At 58.1% G+C, this 15320-nt stretch carries 13 protein-coding genes; 2 read left to right on the top strand and 11 right to left on the bottom strand.

Features of this window, described 5'->3' with window-relative positions:
- Position 1: 1 nt before the first annotated feature.
- The 4 genes from NSO95_RS00535 to NSO95_RS00520 all read right to left on the bottom strand — a co-directional run bounded on the left by NSO95_RS00535 (position 2) and on the right by NSO95_RS00520 (position 4073).
- Positions 2-412 carry a GtrA family protein gene (locus tag NSO95_RS00535; protein WP_257594182.1) on the bottom strand — a complete coding sequence of 137 codons (411 nt, stop codon included), beginning with the start codon at positions 410-412 and terminating at the stop codon, positions 2-4.
- Between the two features lie 24 nt (positions 413-436).
- On the bottom strand, positions 437-2014 hold the full coding sequence (locus NSO95_RS00530) for an NAD(P)/FAD-dependent oxidoreductase (protein ID WP_257594181.1): 1578 nt from the start codon (positions 2012-2014) through the stop codon (positions 437-439).
- Positions 2015-2073: 59 nt separating this feature from the next.
- Complete coding sequence (locus NSO95_RS00525; RefSeq protein WP_257594180.1) at positions 2074-2742, bottom strand: PilZ domain-containing protein; 669 nt, start codon at positions 2740-2742, stop codon at positions 2074-2076.
- A gap of 428 nt (positions 2743-3170) precedes the next feature.
- A complete protein-coding gene (locus tag NSO95_RS00520) occupies positions 3171-4073 on the bottom strand; it encodes an ArdC family protein (RefSeq protein ID WP_257594179.1) in 903 nt (300 codons plus the stop codon).
- A gap of 431 nt (positions 4074-4504) precedes the next feature.
- Between NSO95_RS00520 and NSO95_RS00515 the strand changes: the two genes are divergently transcribed.
- Both NSO95_RS00515 and NSO95_RS00510 read left to right on the top strand, forming a co-directional pair.
- Positions 4505-6697, top strand: a complete 2193-nt coding sequence (locus NSO95_RS00515; protein ID WP_257594178.1) for a helix-turn-helix domain-containing protein — start codon at positions 4505-4507, stop codon at positions 6695-6697.
- Between the two features lie 282 nt (positions 6698-6979).
- On the top strand, positions 6980-8887 hold the full coding sequence (locus tag NSO95_RS00510) for a GmrSD restriction endonuclease domain-containing protein (RefSeq protein ID WP_257594177.1): 1908 nt from the start codon (positions 6980-6982) through the stop codon (positions 8885-8887).
- Between the two features lie 51 nt (positions 8888-8938).
- Here NSO95_RS00510 and NSO95_RS00505 read toward each other — a convergent pair whose 3' ends face one another.
- The 7 genes from NSO95_RS00505 to NSO95_RS00475 all read right to left on the bottom strand — a co-directional run bounded on the left by NSO95_RS00505 (position 8939) and on the right by NSO95_RS00475 (position 15309).
- A complete protein-coding gene (locus NSO95_RS00505; protein ID WP_257594176.1) occupies positions 8939-9157 on the bottom strand; it encodes a hypothetical protein in 219 nt (72 codons plus the stop codon).
- A 355-nt stretch (positions 9158-9512) separates the two neighbouring features.
- Positions 9513-10316 (bottom strand): protein NO VEIN domain-containing protein, encoded by an 804-nt coding sequence (locus NSO95_RS00500; protein ID WP_257594175.1) that lies wholly within the window; start codon positions 10314-10316, stop codon positions 9513-9515.
- Entirely contained in the window at positions 10316-12220 is a 1905-nt protein-coding gene (locus tag NSO95_RS00495; protein ID WP_257594174.1) for an SNF2-related protein, read from the bottom strand. The genes NSO95_RS00500 and NSO95_RS00495 overlap by 1 nt, the downstream gene beginning before the upstream one ends.
- 3 nt (positions 12221-12223) lie before the next feature.
- Complete coding sequence (locus NSO95_RS00490) at positions 12224-13546, bottom strand: hypothetical protein (RefSeq protein ID WP_257594173.1); 1323 nt, start codon at positions 13544-13546, stop codon at positions 12224-12226.
- 14 nt (positions 13547-13560) lie between these two features.
- A complete protein-coding gene (locus NSO95_RS00485; RefSeq protein ID WP_257594172.1) occupies positions 13561-14022 on the bottom strand; it encodes a BglII/BstYI family type II restriction endonuclease in 462 nt (153 codons plus the stop codon).
- A complete protein-coding gene (locus NSO95_RS00480) occupies positions 14022-14897 on the bottom strand; it encodes a DNA-methyltransferase (protein WP_257594171.1) in 876 nt (291 codons plus the stop codon). The genes NSO95_RS00485 and NSO95_RS00480 overlap by 1 nt, the downstream gene beginning before the upstream one ends.
- 70 nt (positions 14898-14967) lie before the next feature.
- Positions 14968-15309, bottom strand: a complete 342-nt coding sequence (locus NSO95_RS00475) for a HigA family addiction module antitoxin (RefSeq protein ID WP_257594170.1) — start codon at positions 15307-15309, stop codon at positions 14968-14970.
- Positions 15310-15320 lie beyond the last annotated feature (11 nt).

Raw genomic sequence — 15320 nt, 5'->3', positions numbered from 1 at the left:
CTCAGGCAGCGGCGCGAAACACGACCCGGCTGCGCAGCAGCCAGGTCGCGGCGAAGCTGACTACGATCGCGGCAAGCTTGGCGTAACGCGGGTCGGCTCCGGCCAGATCGCTCACACCGACGATCAGCGTGGTAATCGTTAGGCCGACCAGCGCCGATCCGACGAAGAGCGCTTTTTGCCGGGTTCTCTGCGGGCCGCGCTGCGCAACCGTTTCGGTGAACACCGCGCGGCTCGAAATGAGCCAGTGGGTCACGATCCCGATCGAATATGAGAGGGCCGACGCCGGGGCCGGAGGAATGGCAAGTGCGAGAAACGCGAGGAAGGTCCCCATGTCGATAGCCAGTGCCACCACGCTGGCGATGCCATAGCGCAGCAAGCGAAGCTGTTGCAGCCGGTTGAGGACCTCGCTCATTTGTTCGTTCCCCCAATGTCCGACTTAAGCGACTTTGCGGCCTTCGTCCGGCTTGATGCGTCCGGGCACCTCGCGCACCGAGCCGAGTGCGGCGGCCTGATCGGGGGTGATCGTCTCGCGTGCCGGCAGCGCCTTTTCCGCGCCCTCGTCGCCGGCTTCGTGATATTCGGCATCCTCGTTGACGCACCAGGTGTCGTAGATGCGCTCCCCGGCGAGGATGTTCTCGACCGTCAGCATCGCGGTCATCATCGCGTGATCCTGATTGTTGTAGCGGTGCATGCCGTTGCGGCCCACGAGGTGCAGCGAAGGGTGTTTTTCCTCCAGTTCGCAGCGCATCGCCTCGACATTGGCCGCATAATCCTCGTCATAGACCGGATAGGCCTTTTCCTGCCGCACCACCGCACCCGATTTGACCTTGCTGCGGTCGACCAGCCCGAGAATTTCCATTTCGTCGGTCGCCAGCTTGACGAGGTCGCCGTCGTCCATCGACCACAGCCCGTCGCCTTCGAAGCAGAAGTATTCGAGGCCGACGCATGCCATGTCGGGATCGGGGATCATCTCGGGCGACCAGCTGCGGAAGTTCTGCACGCGGCCGACCTTCACCTTGCTGTCGTGGATATAGATCCAGTTGTCGGGGAACAGATCCTCGCCCTCGACCATCAGCGCGACGGTGAGGAAGTCGCGGTATTTCAGCTTCGAGGCGTTCCACGTCGTATCGGGCAGCGGGTGCAGGCGCGCGGCCAGTTCGCGCATCGGGGCGGAGCTTATCGCGTGCGCCGCGCGGACGATCAGCTTGCTGCCGTCCTTGCCGACCGCGCTCATGCGCCAGCCGCCCTTGCCGTCCGATGCGAGCTGTTCGAGTCCGTGGCCCATGATCACCTGGCCCTTGCCGCTGGCCACGATCTTGTCGCGCGCGGCTTCCCACATCATCCCCGGGCCGAGGCGCGGGTAGCGGAAGGTTTCGAGCAGCGTCTTGACCGCCTGTCCGTCGTTGGGCTTCTTGTTGAGGCCGAGGCTGCGCTTGAGCCCGTCGGTTACCGCGCCCCACAGGCTGAGACCCTTGATCCGCTGCGCGGCCCAGTCGGCGCTCATTTCGTTGCACGGCATGCCCCACACCTTCTCGGTGTAGGTCTTGAAGAAGATCGAATAGAGCTTCTTGCCGAACTGGTTGCTGGTCCAGTCCTCGAAGCTCTTTACGTTGCGGTTAGGGAACAGCTTGGCCCAGCCGTAGCTCACCATGCAGGTGGTCGAGCGCAGGATGCCGAGGTTCCACAGGGCTTCGAAGGCACGCAGCGGGTAGCTGTAGAATTTGCCTTCGTAATAGATGCGGCTCATTCGCGGGCGCTGGATGAAATCGTCGGGCAGGATCTCGTTCCACAGGTCGACCACTGCTGCGCTTTTCGAGAAAAACCGGTGCCCGCCGATGTCGAAGCGATATCCATCGTGCTCGACCGTGCGGCTGATCCCGCCGACATAGGTCTCGTCCTTCTCGATGATCGCGACCGTCTTGCCTGCCTTGGTCAGCAGGTAACCCGCAGTCAGCCCGGCAGGACCGGCGCCGATGATCGCCACATCGACTTCGAGTTCCCGTGCATTGCCCATGAATTGATCCCCGTTCGAAAGTTCTGAGCCGGAGGTAAAAGGGAATGGTTAGGAGAAGGTTAATCCCGTTCGGCAGCGGTGCCGGACATCCGCATGGAGGGGAGATTGGGCGGTTGCGCGACATGCTGGAATCGCTGGAGTGCGAGTGCGAGTTGCTGCAGCGAGAAGGTCGTATCGAATACCAGGCCGTATGCCTTGGCCTTGCGCCAGCGGATACGTGCCTCGATCGTCGACAGGCCTTTCGCTTGGAGCATCACAGCCTGCCCGATCGCGAACATGTCGTCGCTCTCGACCAAGGCACCCTGGCGTGAAAGGTTGGCGACACTTGCAGGGAACGCCTGTCCCTGCGCCTGGATGACGACCGGCAGGCGGATTTCGAAACGCAGATCGCGTTTCGGATAGTGGCTGCAATGGCCGATCACGCTGTCGACCTCGATCGGATCGAAGAAGCGGAATCCGGCCTCCGCCCCGCGATCCCACACTTGCTCGACCGGGTAGCAGTCGCCGGTTTGCAGCTCGAGCACCACCGGGCCGCGCCAATCGATCGGGTGGAACAGCCTGATGCTCACGCCCGTCGCGGAGATATCGCGAATCACGCAAAGATACTGGGCCTCGCCGACATGCAGCTTGCCTGGACGGATCAGCAAGGTGAAGCGCGGCGCGGCGCGATCGTCGATCGCGACCGGCTGTCCGTTTGCCCCTTCCATCTCGGGCAGCTGTAGATTCATCGCATCGGACCCCTGCGCCGGTTACGGCTTGCTTCAGCCTATTGCTCCGAAAGGGTTAGCAAGCGCTAGCGAGGGTATGACTAATGCAGCGTTAGGGAATTCTGCTTGCCATTACGCAGGTCTGGTGCGGGTGGTGGGACTCGAACCCACACGGGCAATGCCCGGGGGATTTTAAGTCTGATAGGGTCTAGGCTAAGTTGCTGAATTATCAGGCTAATTCAGGGCGGTTTGTGATTTTGTGCTAGCCTTTGTGCTAAACGCATTGCGGCTGGTACAAGGCATATTTCCATGGGTTTCAGGCGAAGTAAATCCAAAATCGGATGCGTCTGACTTCTATCCCAATCTTCCCTTTCTGCCTCCTTTTGCCCTTCGTAAACAGGCACTTACCGCCCCGGCCATGGCCGGGGCGGCTTCGATCAGCGGTGCGCTCACGCGGCCTCCGCCATCGCGGCAGCGCTATGGAGGTAGGCCACGGCCTTTTCAGCGTGGGCAGCGGCCTGCACTATGGCGCGGGTGTCGTTCTGCAAGACCCTAATCCAGCTTGCGATGTAGCTGGCATGATCCGGCCTCGGTTCAATACAGAGGCCAAGGTCAGCTGCGAGGAAGGCCGCGCCCAGCTCGGCGACCAGTTCTTCGCGGGCATAGCCAGCGTCTCCCCAGCGCTCGCGCCCGAATGAGCGATCAAGCCGTGACTTGTGGCTCGTCCAGTGGACAGTTTCATGGCCTCGGGTGGCGTAATAGCCGTGGGCGTCGTGGAAAGCCGCGAAGGGCGGCAACTGAATCCGGTCGGCTCCGGGCGCATAATAGGCACGGTCGCCGCCGTGGTGGACGGTCGCCGGGATGCGCTCAAAGAACGCCTCTGCGGCCTCGATGCGCTTCAGCTCCGGCAATGGCTCCGGGATAGCGTGGAAGCGATCAGGCAAGCCTTCGATCTGCGCCACATTGAACACGGTGTAGGTTTTCAGGAAACGGAAGCCCCGTTCCTTGTCCTCTCCGGTCGCCTCGTCCTGCACGGCCTTTCTGCTCTCGCCGTAGTAAACCACGGTCGCGCCGTTCTCGCCTTTGCGAACATGTGCGCCCAAGGCCTGCGCCTGCCGGTAGGTCATCCAGGAGGGTGACGCATAACCGGCGGCCTCGGCCTCAAGCCAAAGCAAGAGGACATTGATTCCGCGATAGGGTTCTCCGGTCGCCCTTAATGGCCGGACGCCTCGGGATGCGGCCATATCTCCCCCGCTCCACGGTTTCAGCCAAGGGCGGGTTCCCTCTTCCAGTTCGGTGAGGATTCGGTTGGTGATGCGGATATGTGGGTCGGTGAATGTGGGTTTGTTCATGGTGCCTTCCTCCTTCTGATCCGCGCAGCGGGTCATGCGCCGCGCATGACCCCTGCCGACCCGGCGAGGGGCGGAGAGAGAGGGAGCAAGGTCCGGTGCAGGGGGTGGTGCGGGCGCAGCGCAGCGAGCCACGGCTCCAAAGCGGCACCTTGCAGGGAGAGAGAGGCAGCGCCTCTTTCTTCCTCGAATTGATGAAAACCGCGCCGCTGGCGGCGCTCGACACAGGGCGGCCAATGCCGCCCTGCCCGCGTCAGGGATCGTCACCCGAACGGGACGAAACCGCGTGAGCGGGTTCGGTGGCGCGAGCCATAGAGCCCAGCCCGAAGGGGACGCCAGCACGCAGATTCCCTCGAAATCCAACCATGCTGCATATATGTATTGACACATGCGCATACAATCAGTCATACATGTTGCATGAAAGGGAGATTCGAATGATCAGTCAGCTTGAAAATGTATCGCATGGAGCCGTCCTGGCTCGCCTGAGATCCGAGTTGGGGGCTACCCAAGCAGCTTTAGCGACGGAAGCTGGTCTCGATCAGAGCCGCGTTTCTCGCATCGAAAAAGGGGAGGTCACGTCACAGGCAGAAGTGGACAAGGTGCTTGATGCCCTTGCCGCGCTGGGGTCTCCGCATGCGCGGGCTTATAAGGATTACTGCGTCCGCGATTGGGAGCACGTCGCCCCGCCAAGCTTCTTTAACCCACAGCGCGCCTGCCTGGAGATCGCCGACGAGGCACTCGGGAATATTGAAGCATTTTTAGCGGATGACAGTCGCCCGTGGCCGCTGCGCCGCCAGGTCGAGCGTCACAAGGAGACGCTTATCAAGGGCGCGAACTATCTCCAGAAGATGACCCACAACATCGCCTTCATCGGACCGATAGGCGTCGGCAAATCAACTGGGTTAAGCTTCCTGTTTGACCTCTTGGTTCCGCCTTCTCTGACGTCCAAACCGATAGATCGTCCAGTGCTCGAAACGGGTGCTGGCGGCACGACGATCTGTGAGGTGCATATCAAGCGTGGGCCGGAATTCGGGATTTCCTTACTGCCGATGCCGGAGGCTGAGCTGCGCGAATTGGTATCAGATTTCTGCGCCGCGCGATGGGCGGTGCTGAAAGGCGAATTGAAGGAATCAGCCGATACACCAGGCGTTAGCCGCGAGCATGACCGCGCGATTCGCAACATGTCTGGCCTGACCCGCCGCCGCTCGATGGAAAATGGCAAAATCGCGTACTTTGACCCGGTTTCCGATCTGGTCGCGTCAAGCTCCAGCGAGGATGAGTTTCGTACGCGAATGCTGGAATTAATGAACCTGCCAGAGCGAACGCACCGCGAACTTTGGTATGACAGCGCAACGCGCCAAAACCCGATGGAATGGGTAATGAAGACCTTTCGTGAAGTGAATAACGGTCGCTTGCCGGACGTGTCGCTGCCGTCCAGCATTGATCTCATTGTACCCGACTTCGGTCGCACTTTCGGCGAGATGGAAATCAGCGTCATCGACACCAAAGGCGTCGATGACGTAGCCGTTCGCGAGGATTTGGACTTACGTCTAAAAGACCCGCGCACTGCGGTTGTGTTTTGTACGCGCTTCAATGACGCCCCAGGGATCACGACGCGCTCCCTGTTGCAGCATATGCAGCAAACCTACTCGGAACCGGTCAACACGGGCAAAGTATCGATCCTCGCCCTGCCACGTGCCGATGAAGCCCGCGCAATGAAGGACGATGCTGGCGAACTGGCGATGGAGGATACGGAAGGCTACGCCTTCAAGCAGATGCAGGTGGAGAATGAACTGGCCGCTGAGGATTTGGCGGGTGTGCCAATGGTCTTCTTCAATGTCCAGACCGATGATCCGACGCCCGTGCGCGAGGCGCTGTTTGGACAATTGGACCGAATGCGTACGACGGTCGAAAGCAGATTGTTCGACTTGTGCGCCGCTGCGGATGAAGTGATGAAGAATCATGAGGCTCAGGCTCTCACGGCAGCGCTGGAGGAAGTAGCCGAAAGGCTGAACTCCTTTCTTCAAACCCACGCGACGCTCCACGCGCGCGAAAGGCATGCTTACACTGAGGCGCTGACCACGATCCGCAGCGTCCGTTACGCGGCAACTCTGTGGGCAGCGACGCGACGTAATGGCGAATATTCCGGGTTGAACGTCATCCATCATGTTGGCGTTGGCGCAGCACGGGATGCTCGGCTACGCAGCGAGCGCTGGTTCGCCTCCCTCAAGGATTATTTGGCCGTTCTCAAGAGCGACGAAGGGCTGCAATTGGCGTCCAAGACAATCGACCAGATGGGTCGTAGCGCCATTGCATCGCGCACGGCCTTTCTGGAGGCGGTGCAGCGGGCTGGGATGGAAGTGTACCGCGAGCCGCTATCGCAAGCTCCAATATGGGGTCACTGCGCTGCGCAGTGGGGAGCCGGTCCCGGCTTCAAGGGTCGCGTCGCCAGTAATCTTGAGGCTTGGTTTGAAAAGCGCGACGATTTGAAGGACAAATTGGAAGAAATTACGAACACACTGTGGGAACAGCTCGTCATTGCTCCCATGCGCCGTCTTGTAGCGGAAAACGCTCCTGAGGTGGGTGCCACGGGGAACGTCGTGCCGTTTCCGACCAAGGCAGCCTAACGTTAGTCAGCGCCTTTCCACGTCCAGGGTGGCCGGGGAGCTTAACGGCTCCCCGGCCACCTCGGCGCCAGTCTTCGGACTAGGATATATGAGCGGGAGCCGCTCCGGATTTCAGCGGCGAAGCCATAAGCGCGACCCGAAGGGGACGCCATAATACAGGGGTACAGCAACTAATTGGTCTTAAGTGGGATGCTACCGGCATAGTATGCTGGATTTGACAGACCCGAATCCTGCCCCGACCAAAGCGGGTAGACGGACAAGCATACAGAGGGGCAACATCAGATGGCAGGATCAACCTTCCAGACCAATCCTATCGACCTTCACCGGCTTCTGGATGAGTGCCATCGGGGCATCATTCAATTGCCGGATTTCCAGCGGAGCTGGGTCTGGGACGAAGATCGGATCAAGAGTCTCATTGCCTCAATTTCCAGGGCATTCCCGGTAGGCGCACTCATGTCGCTCGACACGGGCGGTCCGGTCAATTTCAAGCCACGTCCTGTTGAGGGTGCGCCGCTGGAGGCCAGACAAACCCTCCCTCAAGCTCTCCTGCTCGATGGTCAGCAACGCATGACATCGCTCTATCAGGTGACGTTGCGTGGCAAGGTCGTGGAAACCGTCACTCCGAAAAAGAAACGCGTGAAACGCTGGTTCTATATCGACATTGGCAAGGCGATTGACCCCACCGTAGATCGCGAAGAGGCCGTGATAGGAGTGCCGGAAGACCGGATGGAGCGCACGGATTTCGGGCGGGAGATCGCGCTCGATCTTTCAACGCCGAAACATGAATATGCGGCGATGATGTTCCCGGTCAGTCAGGTGTTCGATTGGGACACATGGCAGGACGGTTTCAACGATCATTGGGCGGGAGACGAGCACAAGGAGGTGCGCGAGCAATTCCGCACCTTCAAGAAAACGGTGCTGGAAAACTTCAAGATGTATCGTGTGCCGGTAATCGCGCTCGATCGGTCGACCTCGAAGGAAGCGGTCTGCGTCGTGTTCGAAAAGGTGAATACGGGCGGCAAGGCGCTCGATGCCTTCGAACTGGTCACGGCAATGTATGCCGCGTCCGGTCATGAGCTGCGCAAAGACTGGTATGGCGACGATACGGCAAAAGGCCGTCACCAGCGGTTCGCTGATACACTTCGCCCTGCTGACTCCAATGCCGGTATTCTCGCAGGCGTCGGCAATACCGACTTCCTGCAAGCGGTCTCGTTGTTCTTCACGCGAGAGCGGCGGCGTGTCGCCGAACAGGCGGGTAAAGAAGGCAAGGAACTTCCAGCGGTTTCCGGGAACCGGCAGGCGCTCCTCGACTTGCCGCTTGAAGCCTACAAGAAATATGAAACGCAGGTGGAGCGCGGTTTTGTTCAGGCCGCGAAGTTCCTGCACATGCTCCATATTTATCGCATATTCGATCTGCCCTATCAGTCGCAGATCGTGCCGCTGGCGGCGATCCTCGCCGACATTGGCGATGCCTGGGAGCATGAAGCCAACCGGGCGAAGTTGATCCAATGGTATTGGAATGGCGTCTTCGGAGAGCTGTATGGCTCCTCGGTTGAAACGCGCATTGCCAAAGACTTCATGGAAGTGCCCGGCTGGCTCACGGGCGGTCCGGAACCCACTACGGTCAGCGAAACGATCTTCCGCGCCGACCGCCTGAAAACCATGCGGATGCGCCTTTCTGCCGCCTACAAGGGAGTGAACGCGCTCCTGATGAAGGAAGGCGCGGAGGATTTCAGGTCAGGCCAGAAATTCAACCACACGGTGTTTTTCGGCGAGAACGTCGATATTCACCACATCTTCCCGCAGGACTGGTGCAAATCGCAGGGCATCAAGCCAGCCGTATTCGACTCGATCATCAACAAGACTCCCCTCTCCTACCGTACCAACAGAATCATCGGCGGCGTTGCGCCCAGCGAATATCTGGCGAAGCTGGAGAAAGGGAACAGCTCCACGCCGCCGATCAGCGGCGATAAGCTGGACAGCTATCTGCAATCGCACCTGATCGATCCCAGCCTTCTCAGGGGAGACCAGTTCGAGGCCTTCATGACGGATCGGCAAAAGCGCCTGCTCGGCCTGATCGAGCAAGCGATGGGCAAGGCTGCCTATACGGGCAGCGTTCAGGAAGAAGGGGAAGATGTCGAAACCGACGAAGATACGTCCGAGGATGTTTTGCCCAACCCGACGCAATAGCCGACCCAGAATTATCTGATCTTGGCAGTGTTACCCGGCGAACCGGGGGGCTTAACGCCCCCCGGCAGCCTCGGCGTCAGTCTTCGGCTTCGGGGTATAAGCCCGCATGACGATCCGGCCTTGAAGCGGAACAGCATCGCAGAGGATGCTGAAGCCTTTGCCATCACGGTTCGGCCAGGCCGCACCGATCTTCGTCCAGTTCGCGTCCTTGCCGTGGCCGTTGACGCGATAGAGCATGAATGCGGGGCTTTTGGTGGTTTCGGTGGTCATTTGAGTTCTCCTTTCGAGCGCTGAGCCGCAACCGTTGCGGCCTCTGTGGAGAACAAGGCGCGGCCAAGGGGGCGCGGTGTCATGTCGGTCAAAGACCGCCCGTTAGGGGAAGCTGCACAAGCCGAAGGCGCGGAAGCGCACGCGATTGACGCCAGCCCCGGCTGCGCCAAAGAGGCTCCACGAATGAGGCCCGAGAGGTAGCGGCTGCTACGTAGGGGAACGCGCTCACCGAACCTTCCATGATCGACAGCAGCGCCTTTCTTGTAATGGCGAACGCCAAAGATCAGCAGACTTGGACCGAATAGACGATGTCCTGCGGTCTTCACTCCCGCGCCTGCCGGCCAGCATGGGTCAACTATGAAGGGCGAATTTCCACACTCTCCCATTTGCCTTGGCAGTTATCGGTGGGAATATGGGCCCTTATCTCTTCGACCGAATATATCGTCAGCATTTCGCTGCTAAGATTCCAAAGGTGAAACTCAAAGGCGGGACCATATTGTTCGGCCGTTTTCCATTCCTTGCGCGAAAGGATCATGCGGGCAGGAGACGCCGATGTCGATTTCACTTCTATCAGACGGTTGACCTCGCTTCCGTCATGCCAAGCGTATGAGAGTATGTCATACCCCACAGTATTATCGTCAATCGCTACCCACACGGGAGAACGTGGTATCCCTTCCCGCTGCAAACGAGCGCTCTCGTACGCGAGGGAAAGGCGTTCACCCTCCCGCCCCTGCGCAAGCAATCGCGCATCGCGTTCACCGCGATTGGCAGTTGCCAGCGCATCCCACCAATCGGTTGCGCGCGCATCCGAGCCGAGAAGACCCGCAGAACGAAGGCACTGTACACCGTTAACGCCGATCGCTTGCAATACGTGATTCCGGCCAGCAGGCGCGAGACGTGCCCAAACAGGCGCTCGATCTGAAATGAATACGTCAATCGCAGCTGTGAAAAAGGCCTCTAGCGGGGTAACAACCTGGGGCGGTATTCGCTCCTCGATAGCTACACCGGCGTCATAATCGTGCGGGTAAAAGTCAGCTCTTACTGAGCGCACAGTCGCGATAAGATCGGACGTGCTAAGCTCTGGATTCTTCTCCCGAAAGGTTCGAATGAGGTAGGCCGCTTCAAAAGCGCTCATCGCTAAGATGCGGTCCTCGTTCACTATCCGCCCTCGTCTTCGTCAAAATGGGCGCGGCCTTCCAATTCCTCCACCAAGTCAACGATATCCTGAAGATCAACGTCGTAATCGACCGGCTCTTCTGCGTTTTCCTCGTCGAGCGCGATTTGATGCAAATCTCGGTCATCGAGAAGCTGTTGCATCGCTCGTACTTTGGTAGCCAAGCGCCGACTAACGGAGTGGTCGATACAGCCGAGTCCCTGTGGCGCGCGCGTCTGGAAAATGTGGACGTTTGTGATTTCATTGGGATCCAAACCGAGGCGATGGATACGATCAATCGATTGAAGGAAGTGGGTGCTGACATAGCTCCGATCCAGATACAGGGCTTCGTGGCAGACAGTGTGCAGGCTGATCCCTTCACCGGCGGCAGCCGGATTTGCGATCATCACCATGCAATCATCATCTAAATGAAAGCGCCGCAGCCTTCCTTCCCTCGTTTCCGGATCGGACGCGTTTCCGGATGGAACCGCCCCATAAAGTGCGACCGGATTCAGATCGGCAAGCATCAACAGCATTTGCTCAATGGTGTCAGTGAAGATTGTCCATATCACCGACTTGCGCCCGTGTTGCGCGAGTTCGCGAGCCTTGGCGGCAACGGCCAACATTTTTGGCGATGGGCCGTCCTCGACGACCTGATCGACGAGGCCGGAATTTATACCAGTGATATCCGAAGTGATCGCGCGCAGGGCGAGCAACGGGTTTGACGAAAGTTGTAGCAAGCGCATGACCGATTTCCGCGCCCCCGCGAAATCAATAGCGCCAGATCTAATTTTGCTGAGTTGACGGAGGCTCTCGCTACGCACCAGACTGTATAGTGCCAACTGCCCTTGACCCATACCGACCTGGTGGAAGTGGGTGTACCGAGCTGGAAGTCCCAATTCCTCTTTTGTCGTCCGGACGTATAGGCTTCCCAGAACTTCTCGCGGGGGTGTCCCACGGCTGATTTCTAAGCCCAGTCCTTGCCCCGGCCACAGAAAATTGAGCTGTGACACCAAATCGGAAGGCGACTGAGGCATAGGGGTTCCGCTCAACACGTCGCGGCGGATCGGAAGTGGGGCGAGGTTCAATAGCAGCGCTCCGCGTTGCGAAGCCTCGCCAGCCTTCATGCGATGAGACTCATCAAGTATCAGATGGACCGGTTGTCGCGCCAAATATGCGCCAATGATCCCGGGATGCTGAATCAGTAGATCGTAATTGATGACGAAGCGCGAGCCGCCCCCGGTCAGCATCGCCTCAATCGCATGGCTTGTGCCGCTTAAAACCTGAAACGCTTCCGTGTCAGGGCCGTTTGCATCCATCGTGTCGGTTACGATCTCATTCCAGGCCGGAAAAGCCGCTTTGGGACAAACGACGAGGACGTGCGCGCCGGGCTGGCTTGTCAGTAGATGCAAGGCGAAGGCGACAGTCGTTTTGCCTGCGCCCGGAACTGAGAAATTCGCCCCATTCTGGATGGAAAGCAGGTGGCGGATGTCCCTCACCTGAAACCATTTGAGATCACGCTTGAAGCCGAGTGCTAGCAGGCGGCTGCGGACCTCCTCTTCCGTGACGGTGAGCGTCAGGCTCCCTTGTGCTTCCTGCACCTTCCTTCGCGCGGCGGCAAAATCTTGGATGCGCGTCTGCGCCTCGGCTTCGGGTTTGAACCTGAAATTATATGCCCGTTGCTGATCGCGCGTCCCATAATCGCGCAATATGTCGAGAACGCTAGGCCAGCTTAATTCGATCGCCAACTCCGTAATCCTGGCATCGCTGCCGATCACCGAGGCCGACTGTTTCAGCCGCTCCCATACGGTGTTGCCGGTGGGGGCTTCGACCAGCAAGATACCGCGCCGGTTCTGGTCGTCGTAACGGACGACGATATGCAGCGGCTCCTGGGCGGCACCTGCTTCCATCGGTCAAGCCGTACCGGATTTCGTCTCGGCACGCTGACGTTCGAGAAATCCACGGAGGCGGTCTACGTTGGCTTGAACGGCGTCGAGTTGTTTGCCGATCGCGTCAAAGCTCCCAGGAGCGGCGCGCGTCATATCGACTTCCGACAGCTTACCATTTGCTGACTGAATGAGATTGAGCGGCATCTGTCCGTCGCGCTTGTCGCGCTCGATCTCGATGATCCCTTCGCACACCTCGACGAGCTGGTCTGACACCTCGTCCCGGCGCGTGGCATCGTCCATGAGGGAAATCAGCGGTCGGAGCGTCGGCCCTGTATTGCCGCCAAGATCAACGGCAAAATCGTCGTCGTCTCCGTCATCAGATGGACCGCTTTCGTCCAGTTCGACCCCAAAGCGCTCGGCAAGTTTAGCCGCCACCTCATCAGCTTTTTTCCCAAACATAGGTTTGAAATCATATACGCGTCGTTTCAGCTTGCTACGCCGATCGGCGAGCAGCCATGCAATCCTGCGACTGACTTCCTGGGCGTCGCCTGTTTTGGCTTTCACGTTTTCGCCAATGTCGAAAAACAACTGCTTGGCATCCTCAATCGCTTCATAGTCACCGCCGCGATTAAGCCATTCGACAAGGTACAGGTCGGCCTCGGTCAGGGCGTTGATCGCATCGTCGATCTCGACCTTTTTCTTGTTCATGAGGGCCATGAGTTCCTTCATCGGTCGTCCGCTGTCACGCAGCTCGCGGATGGCGATGCACTCATTGATCCAATCATAATCGAGTTCTGTGCGCTGCTTCATCTGCAGGCGCACCTCTACTTCGACAATATCTTTCTCGGTCGCTGTCGTGGGTAGAAGCTGGCATTTTACGGTTGCAAATTCGCGGTAGAGGCTCGGGTCTTCCTCGAAGAGGCTGCGCATCGCCGCCAATCGCCGGTTGCCGTTGACGACGACGCCGCGCCGCGTAATCAGAATAGGTTGACGCTGGCGTTCAGCCTTGAGCACCTCGATGATGGGCGCAACCGAGCCTTCCCGCCCGGTGTTGGCATATTTCAGCAAAAACTCGTGCTGGCGCTGCTGCGCGGCTTCGTTTTCCTCACCCGATGCAAAGTAATCGGCTGGCTTGCCTTCACGGCGCGCGTAAGCCTGTTGGGCAGTGCGCGTCCGGAAGTTCGCCATGCGATATATCAGCAAGCCCAACGGCACCAAGATGACCGGCAAGTCGTAAGGCTGACTCTGATATTCATAGAACGGCTCAGTCTTATCGGATTCCGTAGCACGCTCGGTAATTTGCGCTTCGCGGATATGAGCCGGTTCCACATTTACGGTATACGCCATGCGGGCGACCTCTCTTATTCAAACCCGATCAAGAAGATCGGTACTGTTATTGTACGGTCGAACAAGCGCAGCTCGTTCATGATGCGCTCGAAACTGGCGATGTTACTGCCAATGTTGGCCGCAGCTTGCTTCGTCGGCAGCGCCAAAGCGGCGGCCTCAATCCGTCGAACGCTCCATAGATGCTGCAGCTTCAACAGGTCATAGGGAGCGCGGCTGGCATTGCCGGTTTGAAGGTGAAAGGAGAGATCGTCCTTCACCCCAAAGACGGTTAGATCATAGCTCTGATCAATTTTCACATCGAAAGGCCAGCCTTCTGCGGCAAGCTCCGCTTTCACATGATCGCGGATGGCCGTCGTTGAACCAGGACCAACTGTCAGGTCTGGCTTCTGGAACACGTCCATCAGCCAGGCGTCGAGTTCCCTTTGCGCCCACTGATCGCGCCCGTTGTGATGGGAATAAGCTTCAGCAAATTGCATCAATCTTCTCGCACAGGAGGCTCGTAGATGGGCTGATTCATGGCTCTGGTTCGGAGTGTCCCGGCTTCTAGCTGCGCTATGCGGTCGCGCGCCACCTCAACGTATTCCTCGGTGATGTCGCAACCGTAAGCATTTCGACCGTTTTTCAAAGCAGCCACGGCGCTAGAACCAACGCCCAGGTAAGGATCGAGCACATTGTCACCAGGATTTGTCATGCTAAGAACCAAGCGTTCAACCAAGCCGACAGGGAATTGGCAGGGATGATCGGTTTTCTCAACATGGTTTGATTTTACGTTGGGAATATCCCAAACGTCGGACGGATTCTTGCCCAACGGATTGCCGGATAACTTGCCTTTATTAGGCCCCTTAAAGTGCTTCTTATCAGGGTATTTTGAGGGGATACGAACCGGGTCGAGATTGAATGTGTAGTCATCGCCTTTGGTAAACCAAAGAATTGTCTCATGGCGACCTGAAAAACGATTTTGGCAGTGTAGCCCATGCCCGAAGGTCCAGATGATCCGGTTCCGTAATCGCAGGCCATGATCTTTGAATATCCGGTAAAGTATCACGTCGAGCGGAAACACTTCTCCGTCGTCAATGTGATTCCCGACTTGCCAGCATATTGAGCCTTGAGGATGAAGAAGGCGGACTGCTTCCGCGATCGTTGCGGCCTGGCTTTCAATGTAGAGATCGAGCGGCGTTCGCTTCTCATACTCTTTGCCAATATTATAAGGTGGGGAAGTGACGATCAAATCCATGCTGCCTTTTTTTAAAGAACGCATGAACTCTAGATTGTCTTGGCACTCTATAACGGACTTCGTCTTACGAATTGGGACTACATTTGCGACCCTTGCTTGTGCGTTTTGGCGTGCCATTTTTTCCATCCTCCGATGACATTATTCATCGGCTTTACAATATTGAGAAAGCCTGAGTTCTCCCGCCATCCTACATTACTACGATACTCGGATCCAGTGTTTTTTTGAAGGGTAGCAGCTCAATTTCGCCTGCTCTCTTCCGCGCTTGAGCTATGTCGTAGGTGTTCTGCATCCGCATCAGCGTCTCTATCGAGATTCCGAAAACCTTCTCTATCCGCAGTGCCATTTCGGACGAAAGGTGTGCTCGCTCGTTTAGGAGTGCCGACAGGGCGGGACGCGTGACACCTAACACCTGCGCTGCGCCCGTAATTGAAAGGCCGTTCGCAGCGATGATTTCACTCTTTACAAAGCCGCCCGGATGGGCGGGTTCTTTTGATTGAGCCATTTTTCTCTCGCGCCGTGAAGCTTGCATCCGAGCAGAGT

This window comes from Parerythrobacter lacustris (assembly GCF_024626475.1).
Classification (GTDB): Bacteria; Pseudomonadota; Alphaproteobacteria; order Sphingomonadales; family Sphingomonadaceae; genus Parerythrobacter_A; species Parerythrobacter_A lacustris.
This window is presented reverse-complemented; position numbering and strand designations above follow the sequence as displayed.